Annotated in this window: 21 protein-coding genes and 1 other annotated feature; of the genes, 8 read left to right on the forward strand and 13 right to left on the reverse strand. The window is 34.7% G+C overall.

The window, feature by feature from the left end; all coding sequences use genetic code 11:
- Positions 1–15: 15 nt before the first annotated feature.
- On the reverse strand, positions 16–2016 hold the full coding sequence (locus JFT89_RS30910; RefSeq protein ID WP_002067986.1) for a methyl-accepting chemotaxis protein: 2001 nt from the start codon (positions 2014–2016) through the stop codon (positions 16–18).
- Positions 2017–2224: 208 nt separating this feature from the next.
- Between JFT89_RS30910 and JFT89_RS16300 the strand changes: the two genes are divergently transcribed.
- Positions 2225–2983, forward strand: coding sequence for a TrmB family transcriptional regulator (locus JFT89_RS16300; RefSeq protein WP_201040360.1), 759 nt, complete (start codon positions 2225–2227; stop codon positions 2981–2983).
- A 27-nt stretch (positions 2984–3010) separates the two neighbouring features.
- On the opposite strand, the gene JFT89_RS16305 is transcribed toward JFT89_RS16300, so the two are convergent.
- The 6 genes from JFT89_RS16305 to JFT89_RS16330 form a co-directional block, all read right to left on the reverse strand.
- Positions 3011–3193, reverse strand: coding sequence for a hypothetical protein (locus tag JFT89_RS16305; protein ID WP_002067983.1), 183 nt, complete (start codon positions 3191–3193; stop codon positions 3011–3013).
- A gap of 78 nt (positions 3194–3271) precedes the next feature.
- Positions 3272–4567, reverse strand: a complete 1296-nt coding sequence (locus JFT89_RS16310; protein WP_201040361.1) for an MFS transporter — start codon at positions 4565–4567, stop codon at positions 3272–3274.
- Positions 4567–5880, reverse strand: a complete 1314-nt coding sequence (locus JFT89_RS16315; RefSeq protein ID WP_201040362.1) for an APC family permease — start codon at positions 5878–5880, stop codon at positions 4567–4569. Before JFT89_RS16315 ends, JFT89_RS16310 begins: the two co-directional genes overlap by 1 nt.
- Positions 5881–5945: 65 nt before the next feature.
- Positions 5946–6182 (reverse strand) — a binding site (T-box leader).
- 214 nt (positions 6183–6396) lie between these two features.
- Positions 6397–7506: a hypothetical protein gene (locus JFT89_RS16320; RefSeq protein WP_201040363.1), complete on the reverse strand. Its 1110-nt coding sequence runs from the start codon at positions 7504–7506 to the stop codon at positions 6397–6399.
- Between the two features lie 195 nt (positions 7507–7701).
- Positions 7702–8484, reverse strand: a complete 783-nt coding sequence (locus JFT89_RS16325; RefSeq protein WP_002145018.1) for a membrane protein insertase YidC — start codon at positions 8482–8484, stop codon at positions 7702–7704.
- A gap of 28 nt (positions 8485–8512) precedes the next feature.
- Positions 8513–8797, reverse strand: a complete 285-nt coding sequence (locus tag JFT89_RS16330) for a hypothetical protein (RefSeq protein WP_002145017.1) — start codon at positions 8795–8797, stop codon at positions 8513–8515.
- Between the two features lie 275 nt (positions 8798–9072).
- Between JFT89_RS16330 and JFT89_RS16335 the strand changes: the two genes are divergently transcribed.
- Complete coding sequence (locus JFT89_RS16335; RefSeq protein ID WP_201040364.1) at positions 9073–9966, forward strand: YitT family protein; 894 nt, start codon at positions 9073–9075, stop codon at positions 9964–9966.
- Between the two features lie 341 nt (positions 9967–10307).
- Entirely contained in the window at positions 10308–10694 is a 387-nt protein-coding gene (locus JFT89_RS16340; protein WP_201040365.1) for a DUF3938 domain-containing protein, read from the forward strand.
- Positions 10695–10878: 184 nt separating this feature from the next.
- Here JFT89_RS16340 and JFT89_RS16345 read toward each other — a convergent pair whose 3' ends face one another.
- The 6 genes from JFT89_RS16345 to JFT89_RS16370 all read right to left on the reverse strand — a co-directional run bounded on the left by JFT89_RS16345 (position 10879) and on the right by JFT89_RS16370 (position 16409).
- The gene (locus JFT89_RS16345; protein WP_201040366.1) at positions 10879–12312 is read right to left on the reverse strand and encodes an IS4 family transposase; all 1434 of its coding nucleotides are present in this window, start codon (positions 12310–12312) and stop codon (positions 10879–10881) included.
- A gap of 1007 nt (positions 12313–13319) precedes the next feature.
- Entirely contained in the window at positions 13320–13460 is a 141-nt protein-coding gene (locus JFT89_RS16350) for a DUF3985 family protein (RefSeq protein ID WP_000404757.1), read from the reverse strand.
- 85 nt (positions 13461–13545) lie between these two features.
- On the reverse strand, positions 13546–14598 hold the full coding sequence (locus JFT89_RS16355; protein WP_033707677.1) for a M50 family metallopeptidase: 1053 nt from the start codon (positions 14596–14598) through the stop codon (positions 13546–13548).
- A gap of 42 nt (positions 14599–14640) precedes the next feature.
- Positions 14641–15348: a DUF3169 family protein gene (locus JFT89_RS16360; RefSeq protein WP_033707676.1), complete on the reverse strand. Its 708-nt coding sequence runs from the start codon at positions 15346–15348 to the stop codon at positions 14641–14643.
- Positions 15338–15583 carry a helix-turn-helix transcriptional regulator gene (locus JFT89_RS16365; RefSeq protein WP_002067963.1) on the reverse strand — a complete coding sequence of 82 codons (246 nt, stop codon included), beginning with the start codon at positions 15581–15583 and terminating at the stop codon, positions 15338–15340. The genes JFT89_RS16360 and JFT89_RS16365 overlap by 11 nt, the downstream gene beginning before the upstream one ends.
- A 211-nt stretch (positions 15584–15794) precedes the next feature.
- Positions 15795–16409 (reverse strand): DedA family protein, encoded by a 615-nt coding sequence (locus JFT89_RS16370; protein WP_033707268.1) that lies wholly within the window; start codon positions 16407–16409, stop codon positions 15795–15797.
- 414 nt (positions 16410–16823) lie between these two features.
- Here JFT89_RS16370 and JFT89_RS16375 point away from each other — a divergent pair, with 414 nt between their 5' ends.
- The 5 genes from JFT89_RS16375 (at position 16824) to JFT89_RS16395 (ending at position 21247) form a co-directional block, all read left to right on the forward strand.
- Entirely contained in the window at positions 16824–17267 is a 444-nt protein-coding gene (locus tag JFT89_RS16375) for a DUF3978 family protein (RefSeq protein ID WP_002034632.1), read from the forward strand.
- A 30-nt stretch (positions 17268–17297) separates the two neighbouring features.
- Positions 17298–17759 carry a L,D-transpeptidase gene (locus JFT89_RS16380; RefSeq protein ID WP_002015973.1) on the forward strand — a complete coding sequence of 154 codons (462 nt, stop codon included), beginning with the start codon at positions 17298–17300 and terminating at the stop codon, positions 17757–17759.
- A gap of 363 nt (positions 17760–18122) precedes the next feature.
- Positions 18123–18788 carry a response regulator transcription factor gene (locus JFT89_RS16385; RefSeq protein ID WP_000148832.1) on the forward strand — a complete coding sequence of 222 codons (666 nt, stop codon included), beginning with the start codon at positions 18123–18125 and terminating at the stop codon, positions 18786–18788.
- A complete protein-coding gene (locus JFT89_RS16390) occupies positions 18766–20205 on the forward strand; it encodes a sensor histidine kinase (protein ID WP_002139246.1) in 1440 nt (479 codons plus the stop codon). Before JFT89_RS16385 ends, JFT89_RS16390 begins: the two co-directional genes overlap by 23 nt.
- A 139-nt stretch (positions 20206–20344) precedes the next feature.
- Entirely contained in the window at positions 20345–21247 is a 903-nt protein-coding gene (locus tag JFT89_RS16395) for an EamA family transporter (protein ID WP_002015976.1), read from the forward strand.
- Positions 21248–21456 lie beyond the last annotated feature (209 nt).

Raw genomic sequence — 21456 nt, forward strand, 5'->3', positions numbered from 1 at the left:
CATTTTACTAATACATTACTCTTCTACTTTAAACTGCTCAATCAATCTTTCTAAGTCTCTCATATTCTCTGTCAAACTTTCCATCGTGTGAGCAACTTTCTCTAGATGATTAACTTGTGACTCAGTCGCTGCATTTACCTCTTCAGAAACAGCTGCACTTTCTTGACTCGTACCAGCGATTGTTTGCATAACATCTGTAATTTCTTCTTGCTCATGACCTATATTCTGCACTTCTGCTACAATCTTCTCTACTGAAGCACTAATTGTACTTACGACTGACATGATTGTGCGGAATTCTGTCTCCGCCTCTGTCGTAACTTTATTTTGTATATCAGCAATATCTTTCAACTTACTTACAACTTCTACAACTCGCTTTACTTCTAATTGTACATCACCAATCATCGTTGCAATCTCTCCGGTTGCCTCTTTTGATTGTTCAGCTAATTTTCGAACCTCTTCAGCAACAACCGCAAATCCCTTACCTTGTTCACCTGCACGTGCTGCTTCAATCGAAGCATTTAAAGCAAGTAAATTTGTTTGATCCGAAATACCTTTTATAAGCTCTACAACATTTTGAATCGATCCAACTCTTTGCTCTAACTTACCAGACGCTTCCTCTGTATGAACAATGATAGAAGATGATTGTCCTCTCGTACGAACTAAATTCCGCATCGTATTGAGCCCCTGTTTAGATGCTTCCTCTGCTTTGCCGGTCACTCCCTTTATTTCACCAACGGAACTATTCATCTGTTCCATCGACTGTGCCATATTTTCAAGTTGTGCTGAAACTTCATCTACACTATTAGCAAGAGTAGACGCGCCTCCGCTCACATCATCCATTGCACCTGAAACTTCTCTACTAGCTGCTACAGTTTCATTCGTTAAATAATGCAGATTGTGAGTCGATTTCTGTACTGTCGATACACTATTTTTAATTTTACTTACCATTTCATTCATTTGCTCAACCATATGATTAAAGTGGGTCGTAAGCGTACCAACCTCATCTTTACTTGTCACTTTCATTTGCAACGTTAAATCACCTTCCGCTACTTTTTGAACGTGATTCGTTAATAATTGTAACGGTCTTGCTAATCTTCTTGAGAATAAATATGAAGCTAATATTCCAATTAATAAACTTATACATGCCATTATAATAACTGTATTTCTTGTTTCTACGAGTAAGTTATCAATTGACTCTTTCGGATATACAATCCCAATTTTCCATTTCATCTTATCAAACACTTGACTATAGGCTACTACATCTTTCCCATCCAATGTCGTCACCGCAAATTTCGTTTCATCTTTATTTAAACTTTTTACAAGTGGTTCTTTCGAAACATCTTTTCCTACTTTCTCCGGGTACACAATGGCAATATTTTTATCATTTACAATAAACATTTCTCCGCCATTATTATATTGAATATTATGGAGTAGCTTTTGAATCGTTCCTAGTGATACATCCATTGCTACAACCCCTAACACAGAACCATCTTGCCCGACAATGGCTTTTGAAACTCCAATACTTAACTTACCTGTCGCGATTTCATATTGTGGTTGTCCCCAAATAATCGATTTTGTATCTGCTTCAGATGTTTTATACCACGGACGACTTGTTGGATCATATCCTTCAGGTACTTTTCCTCCATCAGCAAGGTTTGCACTTAACGTTTTTTTATCTTTCGTCCCAATGTATACATCTAAAATATCAGGATGATTCTTTTTAAATCTTGAAAATTCTTTTAAAATAAAACTCTCTTCTTCTGGAGTAACCCCATCTTGTAGCATGTTTTGAATATCCTCATGAGATCCATAATGACCCATATCTTCTTCAATTCGCTGCATAAATGCAGTTAACTGCTCTGTCACAAGATCCATCGTATTTTCAGAATACTGATCTAAGGAGTGCGTTTCTTTCTCTTTTTGCAATTGATACACAGCTGTACCTAATATTACAAACATCATAGAAATAAGTACCGAAAATACTACTGCAATTTTCAAACGTAAACTTCTCAACATATTCCCTCAAGCATCCCCTTCTCGGTAAAATTTAATCGTATTAATCACTATATTAAGTATAATAGATAAATCGGAAAGCTCAATCCATATAGTTTAAAAAATTGAAATTTATTCTCATTTCAATCAACTTACTTGTTATCTCAACACTTGTGTAAAAACAAATAGTTCATTATCCTTAACATATAATCTCATTCGTTCGGAGGGAACTATGCTACAAAAATTCGGTTTCTCACAATATGAAAGCCAAGCTTATGAAGTTGTCGTATCAAGCAATGACCCATTAGATGCAACAACTATCGTTAAACATTCAGGTGTTCCAAAAGCAAAAATATACGAAGTGTTAGCACGACTCATTGATAAAGGGATGGTAATGGATTCTGTTTCTGAAAAGAAAAAATTGTATACAGCATTGCCACTCAAGCTAGCAATTGAAAAGTTAACGACAGAATTCCAATCTAATATTAAAGAACTTGAAAATAATATTTCTAAAAAATCATTTACAGATGACCGTGTTTGGAGTTTAAAAATGCAGTCTTCTATTAAAGTACAAAGTAGGCAACTTATAGAGGATGCGAAAGAATCCATACGCATCTCCGCATGGAACGATACCCTTTTAGAATATCTTCCTTTACTAGAACAAAAAGAAAAACAAGGCGTCCAAGTCGAGTCCCTCATAGTTGGAAAAGTGGAAACTGACTTAGAAAACATGCATTTTTTAATCCCAACTCAAGAACCTAACGCATTAGAGCGTTATTTACTACTCATCGTTGACGATCGTGAAATTTTATTTGCTGGTGTAGAGCAAGAATCATGGCAAGCGATGAAAACAATGTCACAACCTTTCGTGAAGTTCTTTACGGAGTTCTTCTATCATGATGTTGCACTTGCGAAAATTACAGAGAAGCACCATGATCTCTTTATGCAGGATGAGGAAATTAAGAGTCTGCTTATGAAGTTGAGGTACTAGTTGAATAATGAAAAGGAGTCTAGTTCTTCACCTAGACTCCTTTTCATTTTGTTCCTTTATCACCATTAACAGCTCAATAATTTTTTCATTTTGCTCCACTTGTTTTTCTGAGTTTTGATAGATGAAACGAACCCATCTAAGTGCAAGAATAATAAGGAACAACGGAAGCATTGAAATTAGAAAGCCAAGAATCGAAAAATTCGTATACATATACATCACCTCGCTACATACAATTTCTCCACTTTTCTACTAAAACCTGCAATTTTTTACAAACAAAAAAAGAACCTATCAAATGATAGATTCTTCTTTCGTAAGCTGATTCGAGCGTCCTCTCGTAATAGAGAAAATCGCACAAAGCAGTGCCAATATAATGAAAACGCCGCCTACCCAAGCGTTATATATAACAGATGATTTCTCAATAACAACTCCGCCCACTGTTGAGCCAAGTGCAATTCCTAAATGAAGTGCAGAGTTATTTAAACCTTGCTGAATACCAGCTGATTCTGGCGCAATTTCAATTAAATAGTTTTGCTGCGCTGGCGAAATTGCCCAGCTTAGCATACTCCAAAGCCCCATCATAATAATGAAGAGCGGGAATGAGAATGTCATCATCGGCAACATAAAGATTGCACATGCAAATACGATAATGATGGAAATAATACTTTTCTTCGATCCCCATTTATCAGCAAGCCAGCCGCCAAGGCCACCTCCAAGTACCGCTGCAATTCCGAAAATGAAGTAAAACACACTAATCCAATTTGCTTCAACATGCATCACATCTTTTAAAAACGGTGTTAAATATGCGTATAGCGTTAAATGTCCTGTTAAAAATAAAAATGATGTTAACTGTGCACTTACAATTTTTTTATCCTTTAACGTAGCAATTTGTTCTCTTATTGATAATACCGATGTCGCTGGTACTTTCGTTAAGAACAACGAAATACAAGCAATCGCCATAACCGTTAATATTGAAATTAATACAAATGGTGCACGCCATCCATATGCATTTCCGAGCACAAGACCTAGCGGTACTCCAAGTACGAGTGATCCACTAATACCCATGAAAATGATTCCAATTGCACGCGCACGGAAATGTGGCTCTACTACACTAGAAGCAAGTGTTACAGATAGTGCAATAATAAGCGATCCACTCGCTGCACAAATTACCCTTGAAAACATTAACATCTCGTAATTCACACTAAATGCCGAAATGATATTTCCAATTAAGAAAATTGATAATGCCACAACATACAATTTCTTTCTTTCAAACTTGCCTGTTAATGCTAATAAAACCGGCCCTGATAGAGCGAATACTACTGAAAATATTGTAATAAGCTGACCAGCTGCACTAATCGACACACCTAAATCATTAGCAACTAAATCAAGCGTTCCTCCTATAATTAGCTCAACCGTTCCGACTACGAAAGCCGCAATAGCTAAAATATATACACGAAAATTCAAGTCTTCCCCCACACTTTCTCTTTTGGTTACTACTATTATAGTAACCAAAAGAGAAAGTGGACGCAAGTATAATTTTTTTACAGCAAAACAGGCAGGCGTATTATACGCCTGCCCTTCAATCATTAAACTCCAGTTTCTTTCTTCTTATTTAAGTACCAATACACCGGAAGTCCAGTAAATACAATTCCAATTGATAAGAAACAACTTACCGGATCATTAATAATCGCACTTCCAAGTACAAATAATGATCCTAAAATCGCAACGATTGGTACAATCGGGAATAACGGTACACTATACGCACGCTCTTTATCCTTGTTACGTTTTCTTAAAATGAAGACACCGATAAATGTCATTACATAGAAAATATAAATGATGAATACGGAAATCTCAGATAGCTTATTCGGATCACTAATAAGCATTAAAATAATTCCTAAAATGATTTCAACAGTAATCGCATTTGCTGGTGTTTTAAATCTCGAATTTTCTTTTGCAATAAACTTAGAAAATGGAAGGTGTCCACGCTCTGCCATCGACATCGGAATACGTGGGAATGTTAAAATCTTTCCATTTAAACAACCGAAAATAGAAACGATAATACCGATACTAATAATTTTCCCGCCATATTCTCCAAGTAACATGCCCGCAGCTGTCGCTGTTGCATTTTCTCCAAGGTCTACAATTTTCGCTGCTGGTAATACATTTAATAACGCTAAGTTAATTAATACGTAAGCAGCTGTTACAATTACAATCCCAACTGTCATTGCCTTCGGTAATAACTTTGTTGGATTCTTCATTTCTCCGCCAATAGAAGCGAGTAAAATCCAACCATCATAAGCAAATAAAGTTGCTAAAATTGCCATCCCGATACTTTGATTTTCTGATATCGGTACAACTACGTTGAAGATATCACTATTCCCTTTCCAAAACCCTAGCACAACAATTAATATAATCGGAATCATCTTCCCAACTGTCGTAACCGTTTGGACGATGCCCCCATATTTTGTTCCCAAACTATTTATAACGCCTAGGAACACAACTGTTCCAATTGCGATTGGTAAATTCCATACTTTATCTAAATAGAAAAAATTGATCATTAAAGAACTAAAATACAAACCTAACGTTCCAATAATAGCTGGCCCATAAACAATCGTTTGCATCCAGCCAGATAAATACCCCCAAAAACTTCCATAAATCTCTTCTAAATACGTATACAACCCACCATTCTTCGGAATTTGCGCCCCAATTTCGGCTACTGTTAAACCACTTGCTAACGTCAACAGACCACCAATTACCCAAGCAAGGATTGCCATATTAGAACTCCCTGAGTAATCTAATACGCTCCCTGGTTTCATAAACACACCAGACCCAATAATAGTTCCTACTACGATAGAAAGTGCTACTGTTAAACCAATTTTGTTTTTCTCATCATGATGCATGCTGCGTATCCTCCTTCCAATACTAGTGTGATGCAAAAATAAAATAAAAAAACACTCCTCCCTAAAAAAGGGACGAGTGTTGTATTCGTGGTTCCACCCTTGTTTCAATTCGTAAAGTTACACACTTCACCAATTTCTCAAGTCCAAATAACGGTTTTTGCCGGCAAGCAATTACTAGGTATCCGTTCACTGCTGCAGTTCAGAGGTGGTAATCGATTTTCTCGTATTAGGAAGCTCACAGCCAAAGGCTTCCCTCTCTGAGAATCGTAAAAAATTGATCATGTCCTCATCATCACTTCTTGATGTCGAATTTTGTAGTTATTGTTCATTATATTGAATTGTTAGAAAAAATCAATATATATTTTATATAACAAAAAAATTTTTCTTTTCTTATATTATAACAGAAGCTATTATATTTCTCTAATTTCCAATCAAAAGGACCGATTTCCACATTAAGAAATCGGTCCTAAATATGTACCTTTCGGTTGCCCACACGAAAGATACTACATAATTCAATTATTTATCTTCGTTTTTCATGAACAATTTATGATGTGGCAGATCAACATTCAATTCCGCTAGTTGTTTCTTTTCATTTTCTAGAATCGCTTTCGCTTTTTCTTTCGCCTGGTCATCTAAGTTCGCAAAGATGTCTTCATGCTTTTCTTTCTCAGGAAGTTTCACACCTAATTTTGTTAATTCCTCTTTCGCTTGCTCACGTGTTAGTTTCCCGGATTTTTCTTGCTCTAAAATCGACTTCGCTTTTTCTTTTGTTGCCTCATCTAGATTCGCAAACATATCCTTGTGCTTACCCTTCTCTGGGAATTTCACACCTAGTTTTGTCAATTCTTCTTTTGCTTGCTCATGCGTTAATTTCCCAGATTTCTCTTGCTCTAAAATCGACTTCGCTTTTTCTTTTGTTGCCTCATCTAGATTCGCAAACATATCCTTGTGCTTACCCTTCTCTGGGAATTTCACACCTAGTTTTGTCAATTCTTCTTTTGCTTGCTCATGCGTTAATTTCCCAGATTTCTCTTGCTCTAAAATCGACTTCGCTTTTTCCTTTGTTGCCTCATCTAACCCTGCAAACATATCCTTGTGATTACCCTTTTCTGGGGATTTCACGCCTAGTTTTGTTAATTCTTCTTTCGCTTGCTCATGCGTTAATTTCCCAGATTTCTCTTGCTCTAAAATCGACTTCGCTTTTTCCTTTGTTGCCTCATCTAACCCTGCAAACATATCTTTGTGATTACCCTTTTCTGGGGATTTCACGCCTAGTTTTGTTAATTCTTCTTTCGCTTGCTCACGTGTTAGTTTCCCGGATTTTTCTTGTTCTAGAATCGCCTTCGCTTTTTCTTTTGTTGCCTCATCTAGATTCGCAAACATATCTTTACGTTTCTCTTTCTCTGGAAGCTTTACACCTAGTTCCTCTAATTGTTTCTTTGTATCATCCATAATTGTTTTCACTTTTTGTTTTGTAGCGGCATCTAAATCTTTTTTCGCTGTTTTTGTAGGTTGATCCGCTGCTGGAGTATTCGTTGCCGCAAATGCTGGTACACCAATTCCTCCTATAATTCCAAATGATAAAGCACCTGCAATTGCTAAATACCCAACTGTTTTCTTCTTCATAGGAAATTTCCTCCTTCACATTTCTAAAGCATGTACACTTTCGTATACAATGCCTATAGTAATGTTGATTTCTTAAAATTTCCTTAACGAGTTAAATAAAATGGAACTTTAATTAGTGGGGGGCGTTCATCCTACACTAATCGGATTGGGCTTTTACGGGACAAAAAAACACCGCTCATCACGAGCGGCGTTTATCTAAGCTTTTTGTAATTGTAATTCTTCACGTTCCATTATTTTTCTTAATACAATTGTTTGTGTCATTGTAAATAAATTACCTGTAATCCAATACAGCACAAGTCCTGACGGTGCGGCAATACCCATAAACAAAATCATTGCTGGCATCATAATTTGCTGTATTTTCAACATTTGTACTTGCTCTCCAGGCGTTATATTTGATTGGAACACCTTCATTTGAATAAATGTTGTTAACGCTGCGATAATCGGTAATATATGATATGGATCTGCATGTCCTAGGTTCACCCATAAAAATGAAGATGTACGAATCTCTTCAGTTCGGCTAATCGCATAATACAAAGCAGAGAAAATCGGCATTTGTATAAAGATTGGCCAGCACCCAGCTAACGGATTCCAACCGCCTGATTTCATTAGTTCTGACATTTCTTTTTGATACTGCTTTTGTTTTTCAAGATCTTTACCCACATCACCGTATTTCTGTTTCAGCTTCTGTAATTCAGGTTGCATTTTTTTCATTTTCGCTTGGCTACGATATTGCGAAACAGCTAATGGAATCATCGCTGAACGAACAACAAGCGTAATGATAATGATTGCAATCCCGAAGCTAGCTCCAGGTATATGATGAGCAACAAATTGAATCATAAATGAGATTGGATATACGAAATAATGGTTCCAAATTCCCGTACTATGTGAATCAATTGTACCTGCATTACTGCAGCCAGATAAAACAAAAACAAGTAATAATGATAAACTAATGAGCCTAGCTCGGTATGATTTTAACATGTTCATTCCTCCAATGTTTCGTAATTAATTAGCGAAACATTGGTGTATACGGACCTACCTCGTCACTCTCTCCACTCGATTCTTGTCTGCGGACAGAACGAATCATTCCATATTTATAAAAAATAGAAAATAGCGGTACATTTCTTGTACCCTCTTCACACGTATCAACTAGTTTAAAAGCTCTCTGTCTACCGCTCGATGCTTGCTGACGCACAAAGCGAGACACGTTAGTAAGAAAAAAGACTTCTAATACACAAAGCGCTGTCGTTACAAACGATATATATAGAATTGCATCCTGCAATAAAAATTCCATCGCTTCACATCCTTAATAAAGTCATTTTAGCACATTCCACAAACATTCTCTATTTCCTTTTATTTTCAAAAAAGAATTTTGCATATTTTCTCAAAAAATTATACTAAAAAACTAATGTATTCGCTTTCTTTAGTATATTCACACGTATCTTTGAATAGGTTTAATTTGTTAGAAATTTATAAAATTTTCGCATTATAATAAAACTATTGCCAGTTTTTGAAAAAACCTTTATTCTCTTCTTGTAATCAAAAATGAATATGGAGATGAAACATACTATGGGTCAACTAGGAGACGCCGATTACGTTCCCGACACCGCCTTTTTATCCTTCCCAGCAGCTAAAACATTTCACTTAGAATTTATGATACAGTTAGTTGTTATTTTTATAGCTTCTATTTTGTATGCAATTTCTATGAATATGTTTTTTATCCCGCATAATATGATTAGTGGTGGGTTCGCTGGTGTAGGGATGATTATCGGTTATTTAATGCACTACAATATCGGAGCACTTATCTTTTTACTAAACATTCCGCTTCTTATTTTAAGTCACTTTTACTTAGGAAAGAAGACAACCTTTTTAACGGCATACTTTGTAGCTGTATCATCTTTAGCGATGAACATTATCCCAGTACACCAAGTCTCAGACGATATTTTACTTTCTTCTGTATTCGGTGGTGTCATCTGCGGTGCTGCCTCAGGAATCATATTCCGATTTGCTTCTTCAACAGGTGGTTTTGATGTTGTTGGATTGATTGTGGCGAAACATCGCGATGTTTCAATTGGAGCAATCATCTTTGGATTCAACTTAATCTTACTTGTTGCAGCAGGATTTATTTTCGGATGGGATATTACGCTTTATACGTTAATTAGTCGGTTTGTAGTCAGCAAAGTAATTGATGCCGTGCATACAAAACATATTAAATTAACGATAATGACAATTACAGAAAAAGGTGAGGAAATAAAAAGCTCACTATTACATCACGGCATACGTGGCGTAACAATGGTAGATGCTGTCGGCGGCTATACAAACCATAAGAAAAAAATGATTTACACTGTCGTAACTCGCTATGAGTTAGGCGAAATGAAACGAATTATTCGCCAAGTAGACAATCGAGCATTTATGAATATTACTGAAACCGTTGAAATCGTTGGACGTTTCAAACGTATATAAAAAAGCGCAAGGAGCTACAGTTCCTTGCGTTTTTTATTTTTTACACTTATTACAAAATCAGATAATTCTATTAGTGTGGCAATAAATGTGTTATAATAAAAGTAGACTTACAAAAAAGAGTATATAGACTTGGAAGTTTCTCTTATTTATATAAGCAAAAAGAAACAAGAAGTCGTGTATATTTCAGACACCATACACGTAACGGCTTAAAAAAGCTGCTCATCTTAGTTATTCTTCACTGATCTTTTTATAAAAAGATTCGTACAACTAAAATTCACTTCAATATACTATACCTACCTTTTTGACTTCCAAATCATCTTATTACATAAGGAGATGAACATATGAATCAACATATACGATACACAATAGCTGTCCTGTTTGCCATTATCGGCGGCGTAATTTGCTTCTGGACAAACACAGAGCTTGGAGAGAATATCATTTTTAATGGAATCGAAACCCTTGTAAGCGCTTCAATTTTAGGCGGATACATTTTCTTCCTCTTCAATCCAGAAGAAAATGCTCAAAAAACAATGTTATTAACAATGATCGGAATCGTTGGCGGATGTATTTCCTACTCAATGACAAACTATACATTACCACTTCAATTAAGCTCAGCTTTCTTCCACGGTCTATGGACTTGGTTTATCGCATTCTGCCTAGCAGACGTATTCAACCTATTACAAGACCACGAAGAAGAAAATGGTCAACAAATTGAAAGCAACTCTTAAGCTGGAAGACACTTTTCCAGCTTTTTTGTTTCCTGTTCTTTCCTGTTCATACCCCATGCCCATCAAGCTAAGGTTGGGTTTCCTATGAACTTCCGTTCATGTTACCTACATGCTTGATATTTTGTTTATTTGTTTTTAAAAATACGCATACCAAATAAACCTTGATATGGTGTATTTTTAAAGATTATGCAGTTTTCTGCTTTAGATTGGATACAGTGCACTGATAAACGACACCTAAAATATCAAAGACTGTCTTTTTCTCATATCGATGCGATTTCCGTCCGTTTTTCTGTAAGAGGTCAAACAGACGAAGGAAAATTTTTGATACTTCTTGGGTGTCTTTTTGTATAGCTTCATATACTAAGTACAGATGATCTTGAATCATATAAATTGCTTTATATTCACTTAATTCTTTTTGTTTTTTCTGTAGTAACAGCTGTCGCATTTTGAACATAGTGGAAGAACAAAGAAAAATAGCGATTAACTGTCCATAAAGATGACATTCTAGACGCTCTCGCTTAATATTGTGACAATGATTGATACCAAAAAGAGATTTCCATGTTTTAAATACAATCTCTATTTGCCAACGTAGTGAGTAGATATCATGAACCTGTTCCATCGGAACAATTTCCCATGGTATGTTGGTAATATAAACGTTGATTTCTGTTAATCGTTTACTTTTTTCAGAGTATGTAACTCCTTTTTTCTTTTCAATATAAGTTTGCTGTTTCCTACGTTTATGAACTTGAGTTGATGTGAGTCTGTATATTACAACTCGTGAGGGTAATTTTTGTTGTCCAACATAGGCATTTCGAATTTCATATGTATCTCCTGGTTTTATCTGATGCATGATATGTTCAAGGTCAAGTAAAGCATATAAAGATTGCTTTTTTACTGTCCCATCCCGAAAGAATTCTGGAGATTCATTTTTCATATATACTCTATTATTTAATTTCAACCGTGAAAAATAGAACACCCCTCGTTGATCCATCTGGTCTAAATCTTTTAGAGAAAAGTATCCTAAATCTCGAATACATAAATCTCCTGGTCGTAAGGTATCCAAACATTCTGTACCAAAGGTTTTATCATTATTTTTACCTGGTTCCATTTGAAAATTGAGGAATTTCCCACTATGTAAATCATACTCTAGCTGAATCTTAATACCGGCTGTTTGTGCACATCCTCCTGAACCAGGATAAATAGAAGCCAAATGATTGGGTACTTGAAAAATAGTAGCATCTAAAATACGTATACGTTGAAAATAAGAGGTGTATTGGTTTGAGATTCGCGACGAATCGTTTAGTTTGCTTTTGATTAAAAGGGAGAATACACGCTGTAGAAATAAAACAGCACATCGGTTAAAACGTTGATTAAGTCCTTCTGGACTCATAAGTGTAGCTGTATTTGCATAAAGCTGGCTACATAATCGAGTAAGAGAATCGCTTGCTACATGTTGACTGATCCAAATACATAAAGCAGCCAAATCTTTTGCGCCATACTTACTTTTGCGTTTTACAAAACCTGTCTCTTGTGCAAGTTGTTGAAGAATATGTGGGGATAGATATTGCTGTAGTTCTTCAGCGAACAAATGAAACTCATCTTGAATCGATAGATTCATACAAAAACGCCACCCTTTCTCTATATTTCTAAAAAAAGAATAACGCTTTCTATGAATTATGGGTATAAAATCATCTTAGGTTAATAGTAATGTGATGCTCCCCCTCTATAAACAAAGACGAAGTCTTCAAGCAGACTCCGTCTTTTCGGCGTACAATGAATTAGAACTGTTATTAGTAACTGAATAAAATTTAACTTTTTACATAACTTTCCATTTTCTATAAAAATAAATCAATTGAAAGAGCACTATAACAATAGAAACAAAAGTAATAAGCAAAAAAGTAGTTAATTCTAGTTGTACAGAAGATAATATAAATAAAGCTAAAGCAACTAAAGGGATTGAAAAAACGGAATTATAAAAACGTTTTTTATGTATTGAATTATACTTTCTAGTTTCACACGTATTATTAACCACTAATGAATCACCTCAATATTTTTAATTATGTGTAAGTTTATTGTAAATATGGAAAAGTAATGCATATAAATATATTATCATACAATCCCTTAATCCGTCTAAAATTTCTGATTATTTAAATATTGCAAGGATGATAAATTCTCTTTATTGATACCTAAAGTTATTTAAAATGATATATTGGATTTTGTTACAAAGATTCTCAAAAACCGTTAAACTCTAGAAAAAAAGTCATGAGGAGAATACTGCGTAGGATATTATTTTGGTTATTTTTGGTTTGATAACTGAAAATTAAAACTCTCCAAACGAGAAAGATTGGTAATTTGCCAACCTTTCTTGTTTACTATCAATCAATTTAAAAAAAGCAAAATTTTCGTTTAGGGGCTACTTTAAAATCTTAAGTTGATGGGCATGTGTTCATACCCCATCACCAAAATAAAAAGAAGTTACCTCCACGGCAACTTCTTTCCCATATACCCCACTTAGTATTCAATTAAATATATCAACGATTTTTAAAATATATCGATCGTTTCTCCACTTATATCAGCGATTTTTTCATTATATCGACGGTTCGACACTCAAAACGCACAACATGCCTATCCCCCAAGTAACTTACTGCCGAACTCAACGATTAAAAAGATAATTAATAGGATCGCGAGTATCTTTAATGCTACATACGCCACTTTAAAAACAGCATAAATGAGCAAGACTATCAAAATAATCGATAAAATTTCCATATGTATCTCCTCCTATCTCTTTTATTCTACCTGTACTTCGTTTTTTATGAAATCGAATAAGATGACATATAAAAAAGAGGATACCTCACCCATCGTAAGATACCCTCGCCTGTAGCTGCTCAAACCATTCTCTCTCTACTTGTAAATATCCCATTCCACTCTTCTCAGCACTCTCCAATTCTTTATCAGCTTTCTTCATATAAATGCGGGAAGCTTCCATATCGTCCTCTAAATATTTAATAATTCCTTGTGTACGGTAATATCCGTTTAAATCCATTTTGGTAATGGCCTTTGCATGTTCCTTTGCTTCTTGCAGAGAAAGGCTATCCATCTGATAAAGAGCTTTATATAAAAGATACCAACTATGAAAGCTACTAACGAAAAACTTATTTTCTTTTGTTACAGGTAGTTGAACAATTTGTTCTACATACGGTATCGCCCTTTCCATTCCCTCTTCATCAGCTCGGGCATAAAAGACGAGCATAAGTCCACTCATTATCTCACTTATACTTTTATCCTCTTTTAATTTTTCCTCACTAAGTTCTATTAACCTCTCATCCCAATCTTTCGGTCTTTTATAACTAAATAACTCACTTGATACTTGAATCGTATATAAATGCTGCTTAGCTTTTTCATCATCTTTAATTAAAATGAGAAATTGCATGCCATCACTCAGAAACGTTCCTTTTATCGGCACGATTGTAGCTGCAAAAATCACAAAATGGAAAACGGAAAAATATAAAAGATATTGATAATAACTCACCATATATATGTAACCAAAAGTAATACCAAATAGTAAACTTGTAATCGGTCCACCTAAAGTCATCCACGCCCATTTTTTTGAAAGGTTCGGTGTCTCTATAGAAGGCGGTACTAGCATCGCCACGCCTCCAAAGTACTCCCATAATTTATTTTCTCGAATTCGTATTTTTCCTTTCTCATTTTGCACAGTAATAGGTCCTACTGTCATAAATTTAAAATTCAAACCACCTATTAAACCAAATACTACATGCCCTAACTCATGAATGGATAGCACTAATAAAAAAACTCCAAATAATGCCCATATATCCAACATTGTTTCTAATTTACCAGTTTGGATTACTCCGTATAAAATGGACAAAACTAACGCCGCCGTCATGGAACCAGCTGGCCTTCTTAAAATATCCACCTTTTTCTCCCCTTAATAAATCATTTTTCTCTGCATTTCGTACATGAATTTTCCGAGATGCAATATCCAAATAAATGAGATTAAGCCAATTAATACAAAATCGATATCACTAGCCGCTGTATATATAACGGCAGCCCACCATACATATGCCAATATTGTATTCGTAAATTCATATGCTTTATATCCAGCCTCATGCACAATGTGCTTTAATCCTTCATCTGCGTTTTTCGTCCACATTTTCATAGATTCCATATATGTTACACCTTGTTCAGGATATAGCTGATTATAACGATTTTTTGTTATGAGCCCGATAACCACTACAATAGTTAAACAGACAATAGAAGCTACTAAATTCCACACTGCAAATGACACATTTGTATCCTGTAACAGTGCACGTCTACATGTAATAACTGCATATACAAACCATGCCTGCGTAACTATATCACCTACACGTAAATATATACTTATAATGCCTAATTTTCTGCCTTGTACGCTCTCTTCTTCATCGCGTGCCTCCGCTAACATACGTGTATTCTTCCAAGTGTAGTACATCATTAAGATTCCAAAAATAGTACATACACCTATAAATGTATTAGATGATAATTTTCTCGGTTCATTCGAGAGTAAATTTAAAGCTATATAAGATGTTAAAAAGCCACCCATCATACTTAATGCTATTTTCCCCACAAAATCAAATTGTTTTTTTCGTTTACTCTTCATCTTCATCGTCCTCTTCCCCCTCCACCAACATAAATATCTCCTCCACCGGCGCTCCAAAAATTTGTGCGATTTTTAGCGATAACACAATAGATGGTGCATAATCCCCACGCTCAATTAAACTAATGGTTTGCCGTGATGAGCCAATCGCTTTCCCTAAATCCCCTTGTGATAAACGATGCTTTGCTCGAAATTCCCTCACTCGATTTTGAAGCTTCATGTCTTCCCTCTTTTTCATTTATTTAATTAAAATTGTAAATAATATCCTTATCTTTGTCAATTATAATTGGCATTTTGACGTTAATAATTGTCAGGTAATCTATATAATAAATATGGAATATTAAGCATATGAGAAGACAATAGCTTATTAACATAGATTGGAACATAAAATAAAAAAGGCAGTGCTTTTGCACTGCCTTCCTAAAATCTGACATAGAATGGATTCCATATTAACTTGCGTTTTGTAATAATACTCGTTTTAGCTGTTTGCGGAAACGAATACCTAACGTAATTGCTACAATGACAATGGCTCCGAAAATGATTTTACCGATATGATCTCCCAGTAATCCGAAAATATCATGTAAGTTACCACCTAACCAGTAGCCACCGATTAAGAAGAACGATACCCAGAATAAAGCACCTGAATAAATTGTAATCGCAAAACGGCGAAACGGTAAGTTAATGATACCTGCAAAGTATCCTGTAAAATGACGTACACCAGGAATGAAGAAACCGATAAAGATTAGAAAATATCCATACTTATCAAACCACATTCTCGTTAAATCAATTTTTCTTTGTGTTAAAAATACGTACTTCCCGTATTTTTGAACAAAAGGCATACCAAGCTTATTTCCTAAAAAGTATTGGATTGTCATTCCTACACTTGTCCCAATAAAGGATAGGATAATTAAAATAGGTAAACTTAGATCACCCTTCTGTGCTAAAAACCCCGCATATGCTAATGTTGGCTCTCCCGGAAACGGAAGTGCAATATATTCTAACAGCAGGCCTACAAGTACTACATAATACCCATATTGCTGAAATAATTCATGAACCCATTCCATGTCATCTCCCCTTTCATTCACGTACAACTTGTTACTATTATTGTATAAAAAAATTGTCGAAATAACTATCACAATAGCTTACATTTTTATTACATTTTTGTAAGGCTCATTCTAAAGTTTTTTGTTCTCTATTTACTTATATCTATTAGCATTTAAAAACAAGCTAACAACTATATATCACGCGAAGGAAATCCATTAATATACATTTTTCATCCAGTTTTTAACACTCGAAAACCACCTTATTTTGTTCTCTATAAAAAACCACCACAAACTCATATGAACTTCATATTAGCTTCATATACGTATTGTAAGATTATATCGGAATTTGTTGAAAAATTTAGCTAATATATGACTAAACATTAAACTGAATAAATATAAGTCGCTTTTCGAAATTGAAAAAAGGGTGAATAAGAAATGGAAGCTTATAAAATGCACGATTTTATTAATACGAATGTTGAATCTCATCAAAATGAAACCGTTTTTAATTTACAAATATGTGAAACAAATGAATTTGACGTAAGTTTAACAAAATCTACAACGCTGTCTTTTATCGTTTCAAAAAAGAACATTAAGATCGTCACGAGAAAATGGGTTAATTCAAATCAAGAAAGCATGATTGGCAAAAGCTACATCATTCCAACGAAAGCTTTTCACTATTTCTTACCGATTATTTCTGAAACTGAAGATGAACTAAATATTCGAGTTCAAAGTTTTGGACTACATGGTGAGCTTTTATTAAATGAAAGATTACTTATTGATAAAAACAACAAATGTAATACAAAGATTACTACCTTCTTTGAAACATTAGATGAAAATGTCAATCAAGCATTACGAGGATTACAAATTCATTGTATGTAAGACTACTACAATAAGTAAAAGGAGAATATAATGAAAAAACTATTATTAAGTGCGCTATTATCATTAGGATTTTTAACTCTTCCATTCACTACTGCAGAAGCAGCTACGACGAAAGATCAGCTTATCGTAAACACAAAAATAAATAAAATGGATTATTATCAAGATGGAAAATTCATAAAAAGTTTCACTGTCGCTACTGGAAAAGCAGCAACACCAACACCTAAGGGTACTTTTCAAATCGTAAATAAAATTAAAAACCGTCCTTACTATACAGGAAAAATTAAAGGCGGCGATCCACGTAATCCACTTGGGGACCGCTGGCTCGGATTAAATATGGCAGGAACTTACGGAACAACGTATGCGATTCATGGAACTAACAATAATCAAGCAATCGGGAAAGCAACAACACTTGGTTGTATTCGTATGTTTAACAATGATATTCACTGGTTATTTGAGCGCGTTCAGCAGCAAGCTACTGTCACTGTAAATTAGCCTAAGAACAAGATTTATGTGTAGCCAAGAATTTTATGTCTTGGCTTATTTTATTTATTCATTTACAGTAGCAAAACAACTGTATTTACATATATAATAAAAATAGATTGCATTCAACATCATCTTAACATTGATAAACATGGATATTAAAATTATACAGTTATAATATTTTATAAATTTTACAATACATACTATAATAGAACTACTGTAATTCTGAACTATTCAGTGACACTAAACAATCCCCTTGCTACTTTCATTACTATTTTATAGCGGGGGCTTATTATATGTATAAACAATCTGAGTCATCCAAAAAATGATGAATTCGAATATTGCAGTAAAAAGCGTTATTTAGGAGGTGTTACTATGACGCATATACTGGTGATTGAAGACAACCCAGATATACAAGAACTTATTCGTGAATTTCTAATGGCACAAAACTTTACTGTTGATGTAGTTGGTGCTGGAACAGAAGGCATTCTTCTTTTCCAAAAAAATTCATACGATCTTGTCCTCCTCGATGTAATGTTACCAGATATAGATGGCTATAGTATTTGTAAAATTATGCGAGGACAATCTGATGTACCAATCATTATGTTAACAGGCTTACATAATGAAGAAAGTGAAATTAAAGGATTTGAGTTAGGTATTGATGACTATATTACAAAACCGTTCCATTACACCGTATTTATAAAACGTGTAGAAGCTGTATTAAGAAGGGCAGCAACGAAGGAAGCAGAAGCTGCAACTATACTACAATTCCATGAATTGATGTTAAATTCTACAGCATATGCCGCTTATGTTCATGGTAATCAAATTGAATTGACTACAAAAGAATTTGAAATTATATATACTTTACTGCAAAATCGGGGAAAAGTACTATCAAGAAGTGATTTGTTAAATAAGGTATGGGGCTATGAACATTATGGTGATGTGAGAGTTATAGATACACATATTAAAAACTTACGAAAAAAATTAGAAATTCCTTATATTAAAACGGTGAAAGGCATTGGCTACAAAATCGAATCGTAGCAAAGACAACATCACCAAAAATATATTCATCAAAACCTTATTATTTTGTATTCTGTTATCACTTTGTCTTTATCAAATTATTTATTTTCTAGCCTCAAATTACGATAAAGATCGTTTGAAAGCTTCTGGAACGCAAACTGCGGAACAAGCGGAATCAGACAAACAAAACGACCAAAGTAAAACAAAGCAAAATAAAGCTGTGTCAGAGAGTAGCATCTCTAATTTTCAATCTTCTCAAATAGACATGAAAACACTCTCTACAGCCATCAATCATCTTTTGCAGCCTAGCCAAACTGCAAAAGCAAAAGAACATGCACAAAATATTCCGGGGAAAAGTAACACAACGTCTTCACTTACAGAAGCGGAAAAGCAAGTTACTAACAATGATGCCTTACATACACAAAATGCAGCAAGTAAAGCAAATGATACACATGATAATCCAAAGTTAACAGATGTGTTGCAGCAGTTAGCTCCACATATTGGGGCGACAATGCTTGCATTATCTCTGCTTGGATCTTTAATCTACGCAAAAATAATCGCCAAACCTTTCCGATATATGAGCGATGCTTTAAAAGATATTATGAATCTTGATTTCTCAGATAAAAAGCTACTTAACAAAAATACAGATCAAACAGATTTTAATTTGCAAGTAGCTGCCTCACAAGTACCTACTATTGTGAAAAATTTACATGAAAGCAATCAAGATTTAAGAAATGAACTCAAGAAGGAACAACAGTTAGAACAATCTCGTAAAGAATTTATGTCTATGATATCCCATGAATTAAAAACACCAATCGCAGCCGTTATGGGACAACTCGATGGCATGATTCACGGAATTGGCGCTTATAAAGATAGAGATAAATATTTAAAACGTTCATATGAGATGATGCAAGATATTAACATATTAACGGAAAAGGTGTCAGAATTATCCAAAATACAAAACCCTCAATTTAAACCAAATTTAAAAGTTATCTCATTAACTAATATTATTGAGGACGTTATAAAGAAAGTAGATTATTTTGTATCTGTAAAACAATTAAATGTTCAATCTAACATTAAACAAGATGCACAAATTTTAGCTGATCCTAAATTTATGCAAACTGCTATTTTTAACATTATTTCAAATGCAATTCATTATACAATTGACCATCAGCATGTATATATAAAACTTTATGAAAAGCCAAACGGTTACGCGTTAGAAGTATTAAATACAGGTTCTCAAATTGATGAAGATAAACTTGCCCATTTATTTGAACCATTCTATCGCGCAAATCCTGACAAACATGGCTTAGTACAAGGTAGTGGTCTTGGGTTATATATTGTAAAACAAATATTAGATAAACATCAGTTTCCTTATGGAATACAAAACACACCTCAAGGTGTAAAATGCTCTATTGTATTCCCAAAAGCAATGTAAACTACTACTATAATTTCATACCCCAAACTCATACTTCGTATGAGTGGCGGAATTTTGTAGAGTCTCTGACTCTGTTTCGTTCGCCCGTTTTCCTTATTAGGATAACGGGCGTTTTTTATTTATATAAGGAGGTTTTCACATGGAGAAATTTAAGTATTCATTACTAGTTTTATTCGGCGCTTGTAGCTACGGCGTACTTTCAACTATTTTTAAACTCGGATTCATCGACGGATTTTCCGCACACCAACTACTAGGAGGACAATATGTTTTCGGATGGATTGGACTACTTTTACTCGTTCTTTTCTTTTCACGTCATAAAGTATCAAAAAAACAATTCTTTTCGTTACTAACAGTCGGCACAACTATGAGTATGACAGGTATTTTCTATGCTATTTCCGTAGAAGAATTGCCAGCCTCTATCGCTGTCGTTTTACTCTTTCAGTTCACTTGGATTGGTGTAGTCATCGAAGCGATTGCCAACCGGACATTCCCAAGCCGTGAGAAAGTTATATCTATTATTATTTTATTTACTGGTACATTGTTTGCTGGTGGAGTATTTGAAGGTCTTGGACAAAACTTTTCTACGAAAGGTATTATTTTCGGACTATTAGCTGCCGTCTCTTTCTCATTCTATGTATTTGTAAGCGGGCGCGTTGCTACAGATGTTCCGCCTTATACGAAAAGCTTTCTTATGACAACGAGTGCTACTCTTATTGTATGCTTATTTTTCCCCCCTACCTTTTTAACGGACGGCGCTTTACAAGCAGGCCTATGGAAATATGCTTTCTTCCTTGGACTGTTCGGGGTTATTATACCTGTCATTTGTTTTTCAATTGGGGTACCAAAAGTCGGAACGGGGCTTGGTACAATATTAGGTGCAGCTGAATTACCAACAGCAATTATCGCTTCTATTACACTTGTTCATGAAGTTGTATCACCAATGCAGTGGATTGGGATTGTGGTTATATTACTCGGTATTTTCACACCACAACTACTTACTGCTAGGAAAGAAAAAAAACATAATCGTGTTCATAGTGCGTGACAACATCAACTTGTATATAAATGTGAATAAAGTTACGATATGTTAAACTTTATTACTACCTTCAAAATAACATATGATATTGCGGCTATTATTCTCGTAATCCTTGCTGTACTTTTCTTTTTGAAAGATAAGAAAGAGGGTTATACAGCATAACAAAAGACCTTTCATTTATCCCGCATTAACGGGCATTAAGACCCCCACCTCAAAAT

Source organism: Bacillus sp. TH25 (assembly GCF_016650935.1).
GTDB classification, from domain to species: domain Bacteria; phylum Bacillota; class Bacilli; order Bacillales; family Bacillaceae_G; genus Bacillus_A; species Bacillus_A mycoides.